Raw genomic sequence first — 18,395 nt, forward strand, 5'->3', positions numbered from 1 at the left:
GTCTCAGGCATCCAATAACTATACCGGCCATATCATCCCGGTACTACAATCGGACGCATGGTCCGATTGCCGCTGACGCCGACAGAGGTCGAGCGCGGGCAGCGTCTCGGATCGCTGCTGCGCCGCGCCCGAGGTGAGCGCTCCATGCTCGAGACCGCCCTCGATGCGGGCATCTCGCCGGAGACGCTCCGCAAGATCGAGACCGGACGCATCGCCACCCCGGCGTTCCCGACCATCGCCGCGATCGCGGAGGTTCTCGGGCTCTCCCTCGACGCGGTGTGGGGTGAGATCAACGCGGCAGAGCGTCGTGGCGAGCCGGTCGACTCCGGCGCACGAGCGGGACTCGCGTCCTAGGTCCCAGTACAAGCCGACGCGTCAGCCCCTCAGGCCGTGAGCCACACGGCATCGATCGCCTCGTCGGGGAGCGCGAGCGGAGCGCCGTCGATCAGGAGGGCTGCGGCTTCCCGCACCTCGATCGTGGCGCCGGGGCGCACGCCGGCGTCCTCCAGGACGCGCAGCAGCTCGGGATCGCGGTCGCTCACGCGCAGCACCCGACCGGTGTACCCGGCGCCGGCCTGGGCGAGCAGGACGAACGGCTCCCGCTGCACCGACCCCGAGGCATCCGGGATCGCATCGCCGTGCGGGTCGTACCGCGGGTGTCCGAGGCGCGCGTCGATGCCCTCCAGCAGCCGGTCGCTGAGCGCGTGCTCGAGCACTTCTGCCTCGTCGTGCACCTCGTCCCACGTGTAGCCGAACTCGCTGACGAGCCACGTCTCGATGAGCCGGTGGCGGCGGATCACGGCGGCCGCGCGGCGCTCGCCGTCGGGGCTCAGTGAGATCGGACCGTACGGGCGGTGGGTCACCAGACCCTGGGCCGCGAGCTTCTGCACCATCTCGGTCACACTCGACGGAGCGAGCCCCAGCACGACCGCGAGTTGCGAGGGCGTGATCTTCTCGGTCTGCCACTCGGTGTGGTGGTAGATCGTCTTGAGGTAGTCATCGACAGCGGGGGAGGGCACGCAGACAGGCTACCCGCGACTGCCCGCGCGCTGCATGTCTAGGCCCCGCTGAGCAGCAGCCACAGCAGTACGCCGTTCAGGGTGATCAGGAACACGGATGCCGCGACTCCGGCCGCGGTCGTTCCCCAGCGGTTGCGGAATGTGCCGAGCACCTCGTTCTTGGCGGTCAGCCAGACCAGCGGGATCAGCGCGAACGGGATGCCGAACGACAGCACCACCTGGCTCAGCACCAGGGCGAGGGTCGGGTCGAACCCGATGCCGAGGATGATCAGGGCGGGGATCAGGGTGACCAGTCGCCGCGCGATCAGCGGGATGCGCACGTGCAGCAGTCCGTGCATGATCTCCGCCCCGGCGTATGCGCCGACGGAGGTCGACGCCAGTCCGCTGGCCAGCAGCCCGACGGCGAAGAGGGTTGCGACGGCCGGCCCGATGCCGTTCCACAGCGCGTGGTAGGCGCCCTCGAGGGTGTCGGTGCCGGGCACGCCGGCGAGGTTGGCCGCGGCCAGGAGCAGGATGCAGAGGTTGACGGTGCCGGCGATGAGCATCGCGATACTGACGTCCCAGCGTGTGGCGCGCAGGAGCCTGCCGGTCGGGATGCCGCGGACACCGTCGGGGACGAAGCGGTCGCGTGCCAGCGCGGAGTGCGCGTAGATCGCGTGCGGCATGATCGTCGCGCCGAGGATGGATGCCGCCAGCAGCACCGAATCGGTGCCCTCGAAGCGGGGGACGAGCCCGCCGATCACGCCCGCCGGGTCGGGCGGTCCGATGAAGACGCCGAACGTGAAGCCCACCGCGATGATGGCGATGAGACCGATCACGACGAACTCGAACGTCTTCGCGCCGCGCCGGGATTGCACGATGAGCAGGGCGAGCGAGATCACCCCCGTGATCAGTCCGCCCCACAGCAGCGGGACGTTGAACAGCAGGTTCAGCGCGACCGCCCCGCCGATGACTTCGGCGATGTCGGTCGCCATCGCGACGAGCTCGGCCTGCAGCCAGTACGCGCGACGCCCCCAGCGGTTGCGCATGCGCGCACCGAGCACCTCCGGCAGGCTCTGCCCCGTGACGATGCCGAGCTTGGCGGAGAGGTACTGGATCAGCCAGGCCATGATGTTGCCGAGCACGACGACCCACACGAGCAGGTAGCCGAACCGGGCGCCGGCAGTCATGTTGCTGGCGACGTTGCCCGGATCGAGGTAGGCGACGCCGGCGACCAGCGCCGGCCCGAGCAGCCACGCGACGCGCGGGGTGGAGGCGCGGCGTCGCCCCGGCCGGCGACCCGTCGTGCTCGCGGCATCCGTCGCGTGGAGGCGCTGTGGCGCCCCCGTGGTCTGTACGTCGATCCCCGCTGATTTCGGCATACCGAAAAATCTAGCGGAGATTTCGGTGAACCGAAAGATTGATGCCTCACTCTCGCGTCGTGGCTCCGTCCCCCTGTCGCGATCTGTTGGCAGATGGAGTCGATTGCGACGGGCGAGCGGGACTCGCGACACGGGCCGGTGGCAGACAGACCGAGCGACGGGCAGGGGCCGCGCCGAGCCCGGATAGCCTTGCGGGGTGACCGACATGCCTCCTGCGGACGGAACTGCGCCGGACTCGGCCGCGCTCGACACGGCCGCGCCCGACTCGGCTGCGACCGACTCGGCTGCGACCGACGAGCCGCAGTTGCCGTACGGCGTCGGGCCTTGGCCCGGCGAATGGCCGACGGACCCGCACTACGACGCCGTACTGCTCGCCGAAGGCGACAGACGCAACGTCATCGACCGCTACCGCTACTGGAGCATGGACGCGATCGTCTCCGACCTCGACCAGCATCGGCACGGCTTCCACGTCGCGATCGAGAATTGGCAGCACGACATGAACATCGGGTCGATCGTGCGCAGCGCCAACGCGTTCCTCGCCGATACCGTGCACATCATCGGGCGTCGCCGATGGAATCGCCGCGGGGCGATGGTGACCGATCGCTACCAACACGTCGTGCACCACGAGGATGTCGCGACCTTCGCCGCGTGGGCGCAAGCCGAAGACCTGCCGATCGTCGCCGTCGACAACGTGCCCGGTTCGGTCGCGGTCGATCGCGCCGACCTGCCGCAGCGGTGCGTGCTGCTGTTCGGGCAGGAAGGCCCGGGGCTCTCACCCGAGGCGCTGGTCGCGGCATCCGGGGTCGTGGAGATCACCCAGTACGGCTCGACGCGGTCGATCAACGCCAGCGCCGCCGCCGCTGTCGTGATGTACGAGTGGTGTCGCCGCTGGGCGGATCAGTCCTGACCCGCGGTGTGCGCGCGGATCTCGTAGACGTACACGGCGGCCGCGTCGGCGCTGAGGGTGAGTGTGCCCTCGCTGCCGCCGTCGAACGTGATCGTGAGGTGGTCGCCGCCGTCCGGGGCGGCGGGCGAGGAGCACGCGAGCGGCTTCAGCTCGTTCAGCTCGTTCGGTGCGGGCGTGAGGGTGAGCGCAGATCCGTCTGCGGATTGGCAGATGATCGTCACGTCCCAGACGCCTTCGGGCTGGGTCAGGTCGATCACGGCGTCCATGTCGGGGGAGACCTCGCCGCTCACTCGCGCGACCGCACTGGCACCGCCGGCACGATCGGGGGGCAGCACGGCGGCGGCCCAGTCGTCGATGGCGGCGCCGGCCGGCAGCGCACCGGGGTCGGCCTCTTTCGACGGCGGCGCGCTCAGCGTCGGCTGACCGTACGGAGTGGTCGGTGTGCTTCCGCCCGAACAGCCGGCGAGCAGCGCGACCGCCACGGCGAGGGATGCCGCGACCGCACCGATTCGTCGACGTGTCATCTCTCCACGGTACGTCGCCACGCGCGATTCCGCAGTCACGATTGCGTCACCGCGAGATGGGAGATCGCTGAGGCTCAGACCGCGCCGACGCGCATCCAGGCATCGCCGCGCACGCGCCAGCCGAGCGTCGCCAGCCGCGCGAGCAGGTAGACGCCGAAGAAGCTGAACGCGAGCCACGCCAGCCCAGCGGCATCCCCTGCGCCGACCACGGCCACGATCACGAGCGCCGGCACGAACACCACGAGGTTGAGCCCGCCCGCGATCGCGAGGTACTTCGCGTCGCCCGCCCCGATCAGCACGCCGTCCAGCACGAACACGACGCCGGCCAGTGGCTGGGCCACCGCGAGCACGATCAGCGCGGGCTGGATCAGCGCGGCGAGCTCGGGATCCCCGGTGAACAGCAGTCCGATCACGCCGGAGAACGCTCCGACGATCGCGCCCACGATCACGCCGAACCACGCTCCCCACGCGAGCGTACGGCGCAGCACGCGCTTCACCGTGCCTCGGTCGTGAGCGCCGAGAGCCTTGCCGATGAGCGCCTGCGCGGCGATGGCCAGCGCGTCCAGGGCGAACGCCGCCGTGGAGAAGATGATGAACACGACCTGCCACCCGGCCAGCTCAGCGGTGCCGAGCCCGGTCGCCACCGCCACCGTCGCGAGCAGCGCCGCGCGCAGGCTCAGGGTCCGCAGGAACATCCAGCCACCGGAGCGCGCGGTGCCGCCGACCCCCTCTCGCTGCGGGAGGACGGATGCCTCGTGCCGGCGCGCGAGGCGTCCGATGACGACGACGTACGCGGCCACCATGCTCCACTGCGCGACGACAGTCCCGGCCGCGGAACCGGCGATGCCCCAGCCGAGACCGTAGATCAGGAGCCAGTTCAGTCCGGCGTTCAACGCGAACCCGAGCCCCGCGATCCACAGCGGTGTGACGGTGTCCTGCATACCGCGCAGCAGCCCGGTCGCGGCGAACACCACGAGCATCGCCGGCAGTCCCCACATCGAGATGCCGAGGTAGATCTCGGCCTGTGCTGCGACCTCCGGGCCGGCGCCGAACAGCCCGACGAGCCAGGGGGTCGTGACGTACCCCACGAGCGCGAGGATGGCGCCGAGCCCGAGCGCGAGCCACATCCCGTCGATGCCCGCCGAGACCGCGCGCCCCGGTTCGCCGCCGCCGAACCGCCGAGCGACGGCGGGGGTCGTGGAGTACGCGAGGAACACCATCAGCCCGACGATCGTCTGCAGCACCGCCGAGGCGATGCCGAGTCCGGCCAGCGGCACGACGCCGAGGTGCCCGACGAGGGCCGAATCCACGATGAGGAACAGCGGCTCGGCGATCAGCGCGCCGAGCGCCGGGACGGCGAGGCGCAGGATGTCGCGATTGACCGTGTCGCGCGGTGCGGTGCCGTCGGATGCCACCCATCGAGCCTAGGGCGGCGAACGTTCCCCGGGTGTTGTCACCGAGTCTCCCCAGGGTGTGACCGGGTGGGGGCGGGGGGACATATCCTGGACCGCATGACCGATTCCCCCCGATCCGGTCTCGCGCTGGACGAGCTGAGCGTCGAGATCCGCCCGCAGGACGACCTGTTCCGCCATGTCAACGGACTGTGGCTCGAACGCACGGAGATCCCGGAAGACAAGGCGCGCTGGGGTTCCTTCCATCTCATCGCCGAGCAGGCTGAGAAGGACGTCCGCACGATCATCGAGGAGTCCCCGGATGCCGAGCCCGGCACCGAGACCCGCAAGATCGGCGACCTGTACGCGAGCTTCATGGACACCGCGACGATCGACGAGCGCGGGGCATCCCCGCTGGCCGCGAATCTCGCCGCCGTCGATGCGATCGACAGCATCCCCGCGCTGCTGCGCACGGTCGGCACGCTCGAGCGCGACGGCATCGGCGGACTCATCGACCTCTACGTCGAGCCCGACCCGGGCGACCCGACGCGGTACGTCCCGTTCCTGATCCAGAGCGGCATCTCGCTGCCGGATGAGAGCTACTACCGACTCGACAACTTCGCCGACACACGTACCGCGTACCGTGCGCACGTCGAGCGGATCCTCGGGCTGGCCGGCATCGAGAATGTGACGGATGCCGCGGAGCGGATCCTCGCACTCGAGACCGAGCTGGCCACCCACCACTGGGACAACGTGCGCAGCCGCGACGCGATGGCCACCTACAACCTGAAGAGCTGGGACGAGACTGTCGCGCTCGCCGGCGTGGATCTCGCGCCCTGGCTCGAGGGCATCGCGCCGCACCACCCGGACGTGTTCGGCGAGGTCGTCGTCTACCAGCCGAGCTTCCTCGAGGGTCTCGGAGCGCTGCTCACCCCGGAGCGCCTCGAAGACTGGAAGGCGTGGCTGCGGCTGAAGGTCGTCCACTCCGCCGCGGCGTTCCTCCCGGATGCCTTCGTCGAGGAGAACTTCGGCTTCTACGGCACGCAGCTCACCGGCGTCCCGGTCAACCGCGAGCGGTGGAAGCGCGGCGTCGGACTGGTCGAGGCGGCGTTGGGCGAGGCCGTCGGTCGCGTCTACGTCGAGCGCCACTTCCCGGAGGCGGCCAAGGTCGCCATGGACGAGCTGGTCGCGAACCTCATCGAGGCGTACCGCCAGAGCATCCGCTCCCTGGAGTGGATGACGCCCGAGACCCGCGAGCGCGCGCTCGCCAAGCTCGACGCGTTCACCCCGAAGATCGGGTACCCGGTCAAGTGGAAGGACTACTCCACGCTCGAGGTCGACGCATCCGATCTGGTCGGCAACGTCCGCCGCGCACACGTGCACGAGCACGATCGTCAGCTGGGCAAGGTCGGCCAGCCGATCGATCGCGACGAGTGGTTCATGACGCCGCAGACGGTCAACGCGTACTACAACCCGCTGATGAACGAGATCGTCTTCCCCGCCGCGATCCTGCAGTACCCGTTCTTCGATGCGGATCGGGATGCCGCGGCCAACTACGGCGGCATCGGTGCGGTCATCGGCCACGAGATCGGTCACGGCTTCGACGATCAGGGCAGCCGTTACGACGGCGACGGATCGCTGCGCGACTGGTGGACCGACGACGACCGCGCTGCGTTCGAGGAGCGCACCAAGTCGCTCATCGAGCAGTACAACGCGTTGGTTCCGCGTGGTCTGCCCGAGGAGAACAAGGTCAACGGCGCGCTCACGATCGGCGAGAACATCGGCGACCTCGGTGGTCTCAGCATCGCGCTCAAGGCGTACGCGCTGTCGCTCGGCACCACGCCCGAGGGCGACCCGGTCGAGGCCCCGGTCATCGACGGTCTCACCGGCGTGCAGCGCCTGCTGCTCTCGTGGGGTCAGATCTGGCAGCAGAAGGGACGGGATGCCGAGACGATCCGTCTGCTGACGATCGATCCGCACTCGCCCAACGAGTTCCGCTGCAATCAGATCGTCCGCAACATCGACGCGTTCTACGAGGCATTCGAGGTCACCGAGACCGACGAGCTCTGGCTCGACGAGGATCAGCGCGTCACGATCTGGTGATCACGGCGGCGGGCAATGGGGCCAGCCGCGGTGATCACGCACGGCTCCTTGCGGTCTGCGCCGCATTGAGCTTCACTGAAAACTGAACACAAAGCCCCATCCGATGTACCCGCATGCGCCTCTGGGGGCGCCTGCACATCCTGTTCTCTCACTCCACCGGAAGGAACCCCGCTCGTGGGCATGCCCCCTGAGCCCAAACGGGACACTGAGTCGCTACGGGGGTCGCGACGCAGCAATAGAAGACTGCCGAGGCGGGCGGCGGTCGGTCGCCGATCGTTCGCATCGACGCTGAAAGCGCTCGATGAGCTCGCCGCGTCCGGCGCGCGCATCTCGGTCCGCATCAACGACCTGGATCGCGGCACGGCCGTGCTGTCGGGCGACGACTTCGTGACGCTGCCCATCGCCGGTCTGGGCATCGTGCCGCTGCTCATCGAGCTGGCCGCGGCGTTCGAGGACGGCACACTGGAGCCGCTGGAGATCATCGAGCGCGGCTCGGTCAAGCCGGTCTCGGTGGCGGGCGTATGGCAGCACCTGAAGGCGCCGGCCCTGCCGCTGTGCGATCTCGCAGTGCTGACCGCGGCGTCGGGCGATGCCTTGGCCGCGAACGCGCTGCTGGCACGCGTCGGGCTGCCGGCGGTGCGTGCGCGCATCGAGCAGCTCGGGCTCGCACGGTCGGCGCTGCTGGATCGGGTGCGCGACGTGCGCGGTCCCGACGACGCACCGCACTTCGCACTGGGCTCCGCGCGCGAACTCGCCGAGGTGTTCGCCGCGCTGGTGAACTCGCAGGTCGTGTCGGCCGGGGTGAGCGCTCAGGTCGCGGAGTGGTTGAGCCTCAACCACGATCTGTCATTGGTCGCCTCCGCGACGGGGCTGGACCCGTTCGCGCACGAGAACGACGAGCACGGGCTGCTCTTCATCAACAAGACGGGTCGGGATGCCGGCATCCGCGTCGAGGCGGGCGTGCTCGCCGGTCCACGGGCAGGTGTCTCGTACGCCCTGATCGTCTGCTTCGACGACCTGTCGATCACGCATCGGCTGCGCGCGCACGAGGCTTTCCGCATTCTCGGTACGGACTTGATGGAGTACGTCTTCTAGGCGGAGCGCGTCTTCGGGCGGGGCGTTCGCTCGATCGCTGCGCACCACGTGCATGCCACGGACCCCGTCACCTGCTGAGTCTCGCCCGCAGCGGACCGCGTCAGCAGCGCCTCGAGGCGCCTCTGCCCTCGGGGCCCGCGCTCTCGAGCATTGTCGAGGGCGAGCGCGATCCGCGAATCGTTGAACTTCACAAATATCAATCTTTATGATATTCCTTGAGTGTCCTACACCGGACCCTGACCCTCACAACGATGTGGAGAAGCCATGCGTGCAAAGATCGCTCTCGTCTCGATGGTGGCCGCTGCGCTCGCCCTCACCGGATGCGCCGCATCCGCCGGCGAAGCCGAGCCCACCGAGAGCGCCCCCGTCGGCGCAGATGCACCGTTCTATGACCTCCTGCCCGACGAGATCAAAGAGGCGGGGGTCATCACCATGGCCGGCGACACCCACCCGCCCTACCGCACGATCGAAGCGGACGGCTCCTTCACGGGTATCGACCCCGACCTGCAGGCGGCGTTGTCCGCCCAGCTGGGAGTGCCTTTCGAGATCGTCACCTCGTCCGGCCTCGATGCGATGCTCACGGGTATGCTCTCCGGTCGCTACGACGGATTCAACGGCCCGGTCCGCGCGACGGCCGAGCGCGAGGCCCAATTCGATGCCATCGTCTGGATGACCACGCGCACGAGCTACGTGTACACGGTCGACCGCGAAGACGACTTCCCCGACAGCGAGGCCGTCTGCGGCAAGCGCGTCGCCGGTGTCGTGGGCTCGGTCACCGAGACGCAGCTCCAGCGCCTGAACGAGTGGTGCGTCGCCGAGGGCCTGGATCCCGCCGAGTTCATCGGGCTGGAAGACACCAACTCCACGATCCTCGCGCTCAACTCCGGCCGCGCGGACCTCGTCGGCACGACGCAGGCCTCGGCCATCGACCTCATCGCTTCCAAGCCCGGTGAATACGGCTACGTGATGCAGACGGATGAGCAGGGCGCCGGCGTCGACAAGCTCGCCATGTTCCTCCCCAAGGGCAATGGGCTGGCCGAGCCGATGCTGGCCGCCTTCGAGGCGATCTTCGCCGACGGGCAGTACACGAAGATCATGGCCGAGTACGGCATCTCGGAGGCCGAGGTCGACAAGCCCGTGCTCAACCCGAACACCGCCCCCTGATCGACGACCGCTGACAAAAGAGGAGCACGCCGTGACCACCCCGATCATCACATCGCCGAAAGCGGGCCTTGTGGATGTCGCCGACGCCCGCCCCCGTTTCCGACCGTGGCGGTGGGTGGTCGGTGTGCTCCTTGCGCTGGTCGTCGTCCAGCTCGCGATCTTCTTCATCACGAATCCGCGCTTCGAGTGGGATGTCGTGGCGGAGTACCTGTTTCACCCGAGCGTGCTGCTCGGCTTGATGATGTCGCTGGTGTTGACCGCGGTCGGCATGATCCTGGGGTCGCTCCTCGGAACGGCGCTGGCCGCCGGCCAACTGTCGGACTTCGCCCCCGTGCGTTGGGCATGCATCGCGTTCGTCGGGGTCTTCCGCGGCGTCCCGCCCCTCGTACAGCTGATCTTCTGGTACAACCTCGCCTACGTGCTCCCCAAGATCGCTGTCGGGGTCCCGTTCGGACCGGAGCTGTTCGCCTGGAACACGAACGACGTCATCACCCCACTGACCGCGGCGATCATCGGGCTGTCCCTGCACGAGTCGGCCTACATGGCCGAGATCATCCGCGCCGGGATCACCTCGGTCGACCAGGGCCAACGCGATGCCGGCAAGGCCATGGGCTTCTCGCCCTGGCACACCTTCAGCCGGGTCATCCTGCCCCAGGCCATGCGGGTCATCATCCCACCGACCGGCTCCCAGGTGATCGGGCTGCTCAAGGGCACGTCACTGGTCAGCGTGATCGCCATGGGTGATCTGCTGCATTCGGTGCAGGTGATCTACAACCGCACCTACGAGGTGGTGCCGATGCTGATCGTCGCCGTGATCTGGTACCTCGTCGTCGTCACCCTTCTGACGCTCGTGCAGCGTCGGGTCGAAAGTCACTTCAGCCGGGGTCTCTCACGCGACACCCGCACCCGCAGAACCGTGCAGCGACTGGAGGTCGCGGAATGAGTATCTATAAGACCGCCATCCCCGTACTGGACGTCGTCGGGCTGAAGAAGTACTTCGGCGATCAGGCGGCCCTCGACGGTATCGACTTCCGCGTCGAGGACTCCGAAGTCGTCGCGATCCTCGGACCCTCGGGGTCGGGCAAGTCCACCCTCGTGCGATGCATCGATCAGCTCGAGTCGATCGACGGCGGCGCCATGTATCTCGATGGCGAACTGCTCGGCTACGAGCGGCATGATGGCCACATTCGCCCCCTCCGTGACGTCGACATCCAACGGCAGCGTCGACGGATGGGCATGGTGTTCCAGCAGTTCAACCTGTTCCCGCACTGGACCGTGTTGCGCAACGTCACCGAGGCGCCGATCGCCGTCCACGGGATGACGCCGACCGAGGCGAAGAAGCGCGCCCTCGAACTGCTCGATCGGGTGGGTCTTGCCGACAAGGCGCAGGCGCATCCCCGTCAGCTCTCCGGTGGGCAGCAGCAGCGCGTCGCGATCGCGCGCGCCGTCGCCGCGAATCCGCGCGTGCTGCTGTTCGACGAGCCGACCAGCTCGCTCGATCCCGAGCTGGTGGACGAGGTGCTGCACGTGATGAAGGACCTCGCCACGACGGGCATGACCATGGTCGTCGTCACGCACGAGCTCGACTTCGCGCGCGGCGTCGCGGATCGGTGCGTCTTCATGGCGGAAGGAAAGGTCATTGAGGATCGTCCCGCGGCGGAGTTCTTCGATTCGCCGCGGTCGACCCGGCTGCAGGCATTCCTGACCCGTTCGTCGAGGTCGGGGACTCCGGCGCCGTGATCACTCTGCTCGCGACCGGCGACCTCGTTCTCGAGACGCCGGATGCCACTGCTTTGCTTTCTGCCGCCGCATCGGCCCTCGCCGGGGGCGATGTCTTGATCGGCCACCTCGAGGTTCCCCATGTCGAGACGGCTCGCATACTGACGACCGATGTGCCGGCACTTCCCGCTCCTCCGAGCGCTCTCGATGCGGTCGCCGCCGCAGGATTCGATGTGCTGACACTGGCCGGAAACCACATCTACGACTTCGGTCCGGAGGGTATCGAGGAGACCCAGCGTCACTGCGCCGATCGCGGGATGCTCACGGCCGGCGCGGGCGTCGATCTCGACGCCGCACTGGCTCCGGCCGTCGTTGCGCGAGGAGAACGTCCGGTCGCGGTGCTGAGCATCAACTGCGTCGGTCCGCGTGAGTCGTGGGCGACGTCATTGAAGCCCGGTGCCGCCTACATCGACGTCATCACGCACTATGAGCCTCGGGGAGCGAACCCGGGGGGTCCGCCCCGGATCTTCACCTTCGCCGAGCCCCGCTCGATGGCGCGGGCGCTCGATGCTGTGCGGGAGACCGCCGCCACGGGGGCGGTCGTGGTCGTGTCATTGCACAAGGGTCTCGTGCACGTGCCGGTCGAGATCGCCGACTACGAAGGCGAGATCGCGCATGCCGTCATCGATGCCGGAGCGCACGTCGTGATCGGGCATCACGCCCACATCATGAAGGGCGTCGAGGTCTACCGTGACCGTCCGATCTTCCACGGGCTGGGCAACTTCGCCACCGTCACCCGCGCACTCTCCGCGAAACCCGGCGACGCGGTCGAACGCGCCGCGTGGGCACGAGAGCGGGTGCGGCTGTTCGGGTTCGTCCCCGACCCGCAGATGCCGGACTACCCGTTCCATCCCGAGAGCCGGCATACCGCGATCGCCCGCGTGGACATCTCGGAGGAAGGGACGGTGACGGCGTCCCTGCTCCCGTGCGAGATCGACCAGACGGCCCGCCCTGTGCCCACCGGCGCGACCGATCGCGGCGAGGCCGTGGCCCAGTACATCCGTCGGATCACCGCTGAAGCGGGATTCGACACCGAATTCGAATGGCAAGGCGACCGCCTGGCGGTCGCGAGGAAAGGAGCGGCGTCGTGAGCGAAGCAAGGGGACCCCTGGAGGGTAAGACGGTGCTCGACCTGACCACGGCGTTGGCGGGTCCGTATGCCACGTTGCTGCTGGCCGGTCTCGGGGCGCGGGTGATCAAGATCGAGAACCCGGCGCTGGGCGGAGACTCCTCGCGCAACAACTCGCCGTACGTCACCGCAGACGGGCTCAGCATGCAGCGCACGTCGTCGCGGGACATGTCGGTCTCGATGATGGTGCGCGGCCGCAACAAGGAGAGCATCACACTCAACCTGAAGCACGCCCGCAGTCGCGAGCTCTTCCTCGACCTCGCACGCGAGGCGGACATCATCGTGGAGAACTACAGCGCCGGGGTGACCGCTCGGCTCGGGATCGACTACGCCGCCGTCCGCGAGGTGAACCCCCGCGTGGTGTACACCTCCATCAGCGGGTTCGGCGCCCAGGGAGTGCCCGGCGACGGCAAGGCCATGGACACGATCATCCAGGCTCTCAGCGGAGTCATGATGACGGCCGGCGAGCCGGGGGATGCCCCGGTGCGCTTCGGGCTACCCGTGGGGGACCTCGTCGCGCCTCTGTTCGCCGTGATCGGAACGCTGTCCGCCGTGATCCACGCCAACGCCACGGGCGAGGGCCAGCACGTCGACGTCTCGATGCTCGGCAGCCTGACCTCCCTCGTCGCCTGCGAACCGTTCGACGCACTCGAGTCGGTCGGGATCCCGCTGCGCACCGGCGCGGTCGTCCCGCGACTCGCGCCGTTCGGCACCTTCCGCGCGGTCGACGGTTGGTTCGCGATCTGCGCACCGACGGACGCCTTCTCCGGAGGACTGCTGCGCGCGCTCGGACGGGAGGACCTCGTCGATGATCCGCGGTACTCCACCAGGGACGCGCGGGTGAGGAATGCCGACGAGCTGCACGGGCGGATCCAGGAGTGGGCGGCACGCAAGCCGTTGACCGAGATCCTCGCGGCCATGAGCGGCAACGGCGTACCGGCGGCGCCGGTGCGCGACACCGCCGAGGCCGTGCGCGACGAACTGGTCCTCGCGCGCAAGGAGGTGGTGCCCCTCATCCACCCTGACTTCGGCTTCGTCGAGGGGCTGTACGGCAGCGGCCTCCCGGTGACGTTCTCGCGCAGTCGCACGGATCTGTCGCGGCCCGCCCCGGGACTCGGTGAGCAGACCGAGCACGTGCTCACCGACATGCTCGGCCTCGACGAGGCGACCATCGCGGAGCTCCGTAGCGAAGGGGTGTTGTGACGCCCGCCCCGATCGTCGGGGTCATCGGCAACGACGTTCCCCGACAGATCGTTTCTGCGGCGGGTGCCGTGGCTCGGCGGCTCACCGGAACGTGGTCGGGTGCCGTCGCCCCCGAGGCCGCCGATCACCTCGGCGCCGTCGATCTGCCTGCCGCCCGCATCCTGACCGAACTGTTGACTCCGGGAGCGCCCGCGTTGGACGCGATCGTGGTGTGCAACGATTCCCAGGCGCACCTGCGGCTCTTCTACGTCCTGCGGATGCTGCGCGACCGCGGTCTTCCGCCCGTCCACCTCCTGGACGTTCCGCGGCAGGAGAGCGTGGCGACGCGTCGATTTGCGCGCGCGCAGCTGCATCGACTGCTCGCGTTCTGCGTCGAGACCACGGGGACGACGCCGGATGCCGCGGCCTGGCGCCGCGCGCGCGACGAGGAACGTGCGGTCGGCGAGGCGCTTGAGCGTCTCCGCCGTAGGCGACACGCCCATCCTGCGCAGGTTCCCGGCACCGCGGCACTGGCAGCGACCCTCGCCGCAGCCAGCCTTCCCTGGTCGGAGGCCGTCGAGACGCTCGACGGCGCGCACGGCGCCACCGATGCGAGTTTCCTGCGCGTGCACGTGACAGGGAGCAGTCACCCTGATCCCACGGTCTACGCGGCGTTGGAGGAGCGGGGCATCACCATCGTCGGCGAGGATCACGACACGGGCGAGCTGTCGTGGATCGGGGTCGCGGCCGATGGGGACGATGCGGCCGCCGTGTGCGACGAGCTTGTCGACGCGCACTTCGTGCGTGCGACAGGCTCGGCCGTGGCGACCATCGCACAACGCGCCTCGACGTGTCGCGCACTCGCGGCGGCCGCGGGGGCGCACGCCGCACTCGCGTGGGTGCGCTCGGCGGACGAGGCCCCGCTATGGGATCTCGCCGCGTGCGCGGACGCCCTTGCCGACGACGGTGTCCCCATGGTCCGTCGGGTCGGGATCGACCCCACCAACCTCGAGACGGCGATCGCCGGCGCGGTTCAGGAATTGCGGAGTTCAGGAGAGGCGCAGAGATGAGTGAGGGCAGACTCGACAGCGCTGTCGCCGCGACCGGATATCAGCGCGAGTGGTTCCAGAGCCTGCGTGCGACGACGACGGAGACACCGATCGCTTTCGTGAACGCCGACGCTCCGCACGAAGTTCTGCGCGCGATGGGAATCCCGTACGTGGTCAACCAGTGGTGGGCATCGGTGATCGCGGCCAAGCGGAAAGGCCCGGCGAGCCTGGCTCGTCTTGTCGAGCTCGGTCTGCCGGATGACAGTCGCCAGTACGACGCGCTCGCCTTGGGCGCGCAGGACCTTCCGGTCGCCGACGCTCCGTGGGGTGGGCTGCCCGAACCCGCCTTCGCGATCGCCGAACGCGGAGGTGATGTCACCCACAAGATCTTCGAGCTGTGGGGCCATCGAGCAGAGACGGAAACATACCTCCTCTCCCGAACAGGGGCGGATCCCGCACCGGAGGGATGGTGGGAGAACGTCGATCACGGGTGGGAGGAGGTGTTCGGCAGCGATCGGATCGACCTCCTCGCCGCCGAGATCCACGACCTCATCGGCTGGTTGGAAGAGCGGACGGGACGAGTTCTCGACCATGATCGGCTCGCCGAGATCATGGCACTGGCCAACGAACAGGCGCAGTGGAACCGTCGGACGCGCGACATGCTGGCGCTCGCTCGCCCGACGCCCATCGCGGTGACCGACTCGATCCCGAGCGTCATGGTGCCCCAATGGCACCGCGGCACGACGTGGGCGGTGTCGGCGGCGAAGCGTCTGCACGACGAGGTTGCCGCACGGATCGAACACGGCGACGCGGTGTGCCACGGCGAGCGTCGCCGACTCATGTGGATCGGGCGGGGACTCTGGTCCGATCTCGAGATGTATCGGTCGTTCCAGGAGGAGTTCGGTGCGGTCTTCGTCTGGTCGATGTACCTGGCCATCGCCGCAGACGGCTATGCCCGCCATGGCGAGGATCCCGTTCGGGCGCTGGCTGCTCGATTCGTCGGCCTCACGGACCTGCTGTACGTGCCCCCGAGTTCGTCGAGCTGGTATCTGAAGGAAGCGCTCGCGCACGGCGTCGACGGCGTCGTGCACCTCGTCGCCGACGACACTCCCGGTGCATCCTTCATCAGTGCCGCCCTGGAGGAACACGGTATTCCGGTCCTGGAGATCAGGGCGAACAACGCCGATTCGCGGTCGACGGAGAACGCGCGCGTATCCGAGCGCATCGCGGAGTTCTTGCGCACCCGCGTACCTGTTCGCGGCTGAGTCGTGCGGGGCTTCGACGCGCTGCAGCCGTTCCGCAATCCGCGGTTCTCGCTGTACTTCGCGGGTCAAGTCGTCTCCAATACCGGCACCTGGTTCCAGAACCTCGCGCTCTCCTTGGTCGTCCTCGAACTGACCGGGAGTGCACAGGCGCTGAGCGCGGTCACGATCGCGCAGTTCACGCCGCTGCTGCTGCTCGGCATCCCCGCGGGACGGCTTGCCGACCGCATCCGTCCTCGGACGATCCTGCTGGTGACGTCCGCCCTATCAGCGCTGGTGGGGGTGGGCCTCGCGGTCGTCATCGGTATGTCGCAGGTACCGGACCTTCGCGTCGTCTACGCGCTGGTGTTCGTGCTGGGGTGCATCAACACGTTCGACCGTGTCGCCGCGCAGGCGATCATCTTCGAAATCGTCGGCGCCGCCACGCTCACCCGCTCCGTCTCGATCTCGACCATCGCGCTCGCCGCCGCGCGTTCGATCGGGCCAGGTCTGGCCGGTATCGCCTTCGCGGCGCTGGGCGCCGGGTGGTGCATGGTCATCAACGCGGGCTCCTACGTCGTCGTGTTCGTCGCGATCGCCCTGATCAGACCCTCTCGGCTGCATCCGCGGCCCCGTGTGGATCGAGCGCCAGGGGTCGCGCCTGTCGCACTGCTGCAGAACCGCTCATTCGTCACGATCCTCGTCGTCACGATCGTCATCGCGCTGCTCTCGCTCAATCTGATGCTGGTGATCACCTCGACCGTGTCGCTCACTTTCGAAGGGGATGCACTCCAGGTCGGCGCTGCGCACGCACTGAACGCCGTGGGAGCGATCGTGGGAGGGGTGCTGGCCGCCGTGCCATCGTGGGTGTCGGTGCGTTCGCTCATCCTCGGTTGCGCCGGCCTCGGCGCGGCGCTGCTCGCGAACGCGGCGTCGATGAATCTCACCGTCTTCCTCGTGCTGGCACCGCTCCTGGGTCTCGGGGTCGGCTATTACCACGGCGTGCTCCAGGCGGCGGCGCAGGCAAGCGTGCCTCCCGCGCAGCTCGGGCGCGCGATGTCGTTCGTGACGCTGGGAAGCTATGGGATGGCGCCGCTCGGCGCTCTGCTGATGGGATGGGTCATCGACGCCAGTTCGGGCCCGGTCGCGCTGCTGATCGGAGGCGTCGCCGCCGTGGGATGCTCCGTGTTCGTGTGGTCTCGCACCCGCGGAGGGTGAGGCTGGGACCGATCGCGTGCTGCGGTCAGGACGTGCGTCGTCCACCGGGCCGTTCGGGGCGGCGGCGTCTGGCCACCGCCTCGGCCTCGGCGTTCTTGTCGCCGAAATAGCCGCCCGCGAGCACGGCGGCAGCGCGCTCCAGGATCTCCGGCAAAGAGTCCCCGAGCCCTTCGCCGAGTTCAGCCGAGAGTCGATCCTCCCGTTCCCGGAGCTCGGCCGTGCACGCCTCCAGTTCGGCCCATCCCATCTCGCTCAGCATGACGAGGCGGACCCGGCGGTTGGTGGGATGCTCGACCTTCTCGATGTACCCCGCGGCAAGCAGTTCTTCGGAGATCACGTGCGCGGCCTGCGAGCTGACGAACGTGCGTCGAGCGACCTGCGCATTGGACAGAGGCACGCCTTCGCCGAGCACCTGCAGGATCAGCAGCTGCGGCTGGGTGATTCCTCGTGCGAGGGCGGAGTTCTCTGCGGCCCTGTTGAGTGCGCGAGACAGTCGGTAAGCGGTGTAGTTGAGCCGCTCCGTTGCAGGGGTGCCCCGCGGGTCTTGTCGGACGTCGTCCACATCATTCACTGTAGTTCGCGATCGCGACTCGACACGTCCCGAACGCCGACAGACTAGGAGTCGAGCCGGTCGACGAGGCTGAGGCCGCGCTTGGCCCACTCGATCTCGACATGCGCGCGGGCCACGAGGCCCTCGTACGCGAAGCGCTTGTAGGCGATCGTCCGCTCGACCTGGTCGGGCGCGGTCGCGTTGAGGCGGCGCACGAGCATCGGGTTGCTGAGCTTCTCGATGTGCGTGAGCTCACCCTCCCACTGCGCGAGCTCGCCCTCCCACTGCGCGATGTGTGCGCGCAGGAAAGCGCGGGCGGCTTCCGGAGTGGTGTTCTCGAGGTAGGCGGCCCGAAGGTGGGCGGGGTCGCGCACGCGCTGGTAGTCCAGCGGCGACTCCATCCAGTCGAGGTAGGCCTTATCCCCGGCATCCGTCACGTGGTAGAGCCGCCGCGTGCCGCGTTCGCCGCGCGCCTGCTCTTCGCCGTTGATGAGTCCGAGCGACTCCATCTTGCGAAGCTCCGGGTAGATCTGCGAGTCCGGGGCGTGCCACACGTGCCCGACCGACTGGGTGAACTGCTTCTGCAGGTCATAGCCGGACTGCGGGCCGACCCGCAGGAGGGCGAGCAGCGCGTATCGCAGACTCATGCCGGACTCCTTCCGTCCTGGAGAAATGGTGCGAGG

At 68.6% G+C, this 18,395-nt stretch carries 18 protein-coding genes; 12 read left to right on the forward strand and 6 right to left on the reverse strand.

The window, feature by feature from the left end; genetic code table 11:
* Positions 1-57: 57 nt before the first annotated feature.
* Entirely contained in the window at positions 58-354 is a 297-nt protein-coding gene (locus tag ASD65_RS13990) for a helix-turn-helix domain-containing protein (protein WP_056223643.1), read from the forward strand.
* A gap of 29 nt (positions 355-383) precedes the next feature.
* Here the strand turns inward: ASD65_RS13990 and ASD65_RS13995 are convergent, their stop codons facing one another.
* Positions 384-1,019, reverse strand: a complete 636-nt coding sequence (locus ASD65_RS13995) for a metal-dependent transcriptional regulator (RefSeq protein WP_056223645.1) — start codon at positions 1,017-1,019, stop codon at positions 384-386.
* A 38-nt stretch (positions 1,020-1,057) separates the two neighbouring features.
* Positions 1,058-2,380 (reverse strand): Nramp family divalent metal transporter, encoded by a 1,323-nt coding sequence (locus ASD65_RS14000; RefSeq protein WP_082561780.1) that lies wholly within the window; start codon positions 2,378-2,380, stop codon positions 1,058-1,060.
* Between the two features lie 205 nt (positions 2,381-2,585).
* Here ASD65_RS14000 and ASD65_RS14005 point away from each other — a divergent pair, with 205 nt between their 5' ends.
* Positions 2,586-3,287: a TrmH family RNA methyltransferase gene (locus tag ASD65_RS14005; protein WP_082561933.1), complete on the forward strand. Its 702-nt coding sequence runs from the start codon at positions 2,586-2,588 to the stop codon at positions 3,285-3,287.
* On the opposite strand, the gene ASD65_RS14010 is transcribed toward ASD65_RS14005, so the two are convergent.
* Positions 3,278-3,811 carry a hypothetical protein gene (locus ASD65_RS14010; RefSeq protein WP_056223646.1) on the reverse strand — a complete coding sequence of 178 codons (534 nt, stop codon included), beginning with the start codon at positions 3,809-3,811 and terminating at the stop codon, positions 3,278-3,280. The two genes, ASD65_RS14005 and ASD65_RS14010, sit on opposite strands and share 10 nt — an antisense overlap.
* Before the next feature lie 74 nt (positions 3,812-3,885).
* Positions 3,886-5,226, reverse strand: a complete 1,341-nt coding sequence (locus ASD65_RS14015; protein ID WP_056223648.1) for an MATE family efflux transporter — start codon at positions 5,224-5,226, stop codon at positions 3,886-3,888.
* A gap of 96 nt (positions 5,227-5,322) precedes the next feature.
* Between ASD65_RS14015 and ASD65_RS14020 the strand changes: the two genes are divergently transcribed.
* From ASD65_RS14020 to ASD65_RS14070, 10 genes are all read left to right on the forward strand, one after another.
* Positions 5,323-7,305, forward strand: coding sequence for a M13 family metallopeptidase (locus ASD65_RS14020; protein WP_056223650.1), 1,983 nt, complete (start codon positions 5,323-5,325; stop codon positions 7,303-7,305).
* A gap of 180 nt (positions 7,306-7,485) precedes the next feature.
* Entirely contained in the window at positions 7,486-8,400 is a 915-nt protein-coding gene (locus ASD65_RS14025; RefSeq protein ID WP_056224930.1) for a serine hydrolase, read from the forward strand.
* 264 nt (positions 8,401-8,664) lie between these two features.
* Entirely contained in the window at positions 8,665-9,564 is a 900-nt protein-coding gene (locus ASD65_RS19335; protein ID WP_082561781.1) for a transporter substrate-binding domain-containing protein, read from the forward strand.
* A 31-nt stretch (positions 9,565-9,595) separates the two neighbouring features.
* Entirely contained in the window at positions 9,596-10,507 is a 912-nt protein-coding gene (locus ASD65_RS14040; protein WP_056223654.1) for an amino acid ABC transporter permease, read from the forward strand.
* Positions 10,504-11,304, forward strand: coding sequence for an amino acid ABC transporter ATP-binding protein (locus tag ASD65_RS14045; protein WP_056223656.1), 801 nt, complete (start codon positions 10,504-10,506; stop codon positions 11,302-11,304). Before ASD65_RS14040 ends, ASD65_RS14045 begins: the two co-directional genes overlap by 4 nt.
* Positions 11,301-12,434 carry a CapA family protein gene (locus ASD65_RS14050; RefSeq protein ID WP_056223658.1) on the forward strand — a complete coding sequence of 378 codons (1,134 nt, stop codon included), beginning with the start codon at positions 11,301-11,303 and terminating at the stop codon, positions 12,432-12,434. The genes ASD65_RS14045 and ASD65_RS14050 overlap by 4 nt, the downstream gene beginning before the upstream one ends.
* Positions 12,431-13,675, forward strand: a complete 1,245-nt coding sequence (locus ASD65_RS14055; protein WP_056223659.1) for a CaiB/BaiF CoA transferase family protein — start codon at positions 12,431-12,433, stop codon at positions 13,673-13,675. Before ASD65_RS14050 ends, ASD65_RS14055 begins: the two co-directional genes overlap by 4 nt.
* The gene (locus ASD65_RS14060) at positions 13,672-14,724 is read left to right on the forward strand and encodes a 2-hydroxyacyl-CoA dehydratase family protein (protein WP_056223661.1); all 1,053 of its coding nucleotides are present in this window, start codon (positions 13,672-13,674) and stop codon (positions 14,722-14,724) included. Before ASD65_RS14055 ends, ASD65_RS14060 begins: the two co-directional genes overlap by 4 nt.
* On the forward strand, positions 14,721-15,968 hold the full coding sequence (locus tag ASD65_RS14065) for a 2-hydroxyacyl-CoA dehydratase family protein (protein ID WP_056223663.1): 1,248 nt from the start codon (positions 14,721-14,723) through the stop codon (positions 15,966-15,968). The genes ASD65_RS14060 and ASD65_RS14065 overlap by 4 nt, the downstream gene beginning before the upstream one ends.
* A 3-nt stretch (positions 15,969-15,971) precedes the next feature.
* Positions 15,972-17,162: an MFS transporter gene (locus ASD65_RS14070; protein WP_056223665.1), complete on the forward strand. Its 1,191-nt coding sequence runs from the start codon at positions 15,972-15,974 to the stop codon at positions 17,160-17,162.
* A 25-nt stretch (positions 17,163-17,187) separates the two neighbouring features.
* Here the strand turns inward: ASD65_RS14070 and ASD65_RS14075 are convergent, their stop codons facing one another.
* Positions 17,188-17,724, reverse strand: a complete 537-nt coding sequence (locus ASD65_RS14075) for a MarR family winged helix-turn-helix transcriptional regulator (RefSeq protein WP_056223671.1) — start codon at positions 17,722-17,724, stop codon at positions 17,188-17,190.
* A gap of 53 nt (positions 17,725-17,777) precedes the next feature.
* A complete protein-coding gene (locus ASD65_RS14080) occupies positions 17,778-18,359 on the reverse strand; it encodes a PadR family transcriptional regulator (protein WP_056223673.1) in 582 nt (193 codons plus the stop codon).
* Positions 18,360-18,395: the final 36 nt, after the last annotated feature.

It is taken from the genome of Microbacterium sp. Root61, from assembly GCF_001427525.1.
GTDB lineage: Bacteria > Actinomycetota > Actinomycetes > Actinomycetales > Microbacteriaceae > Microbacterium.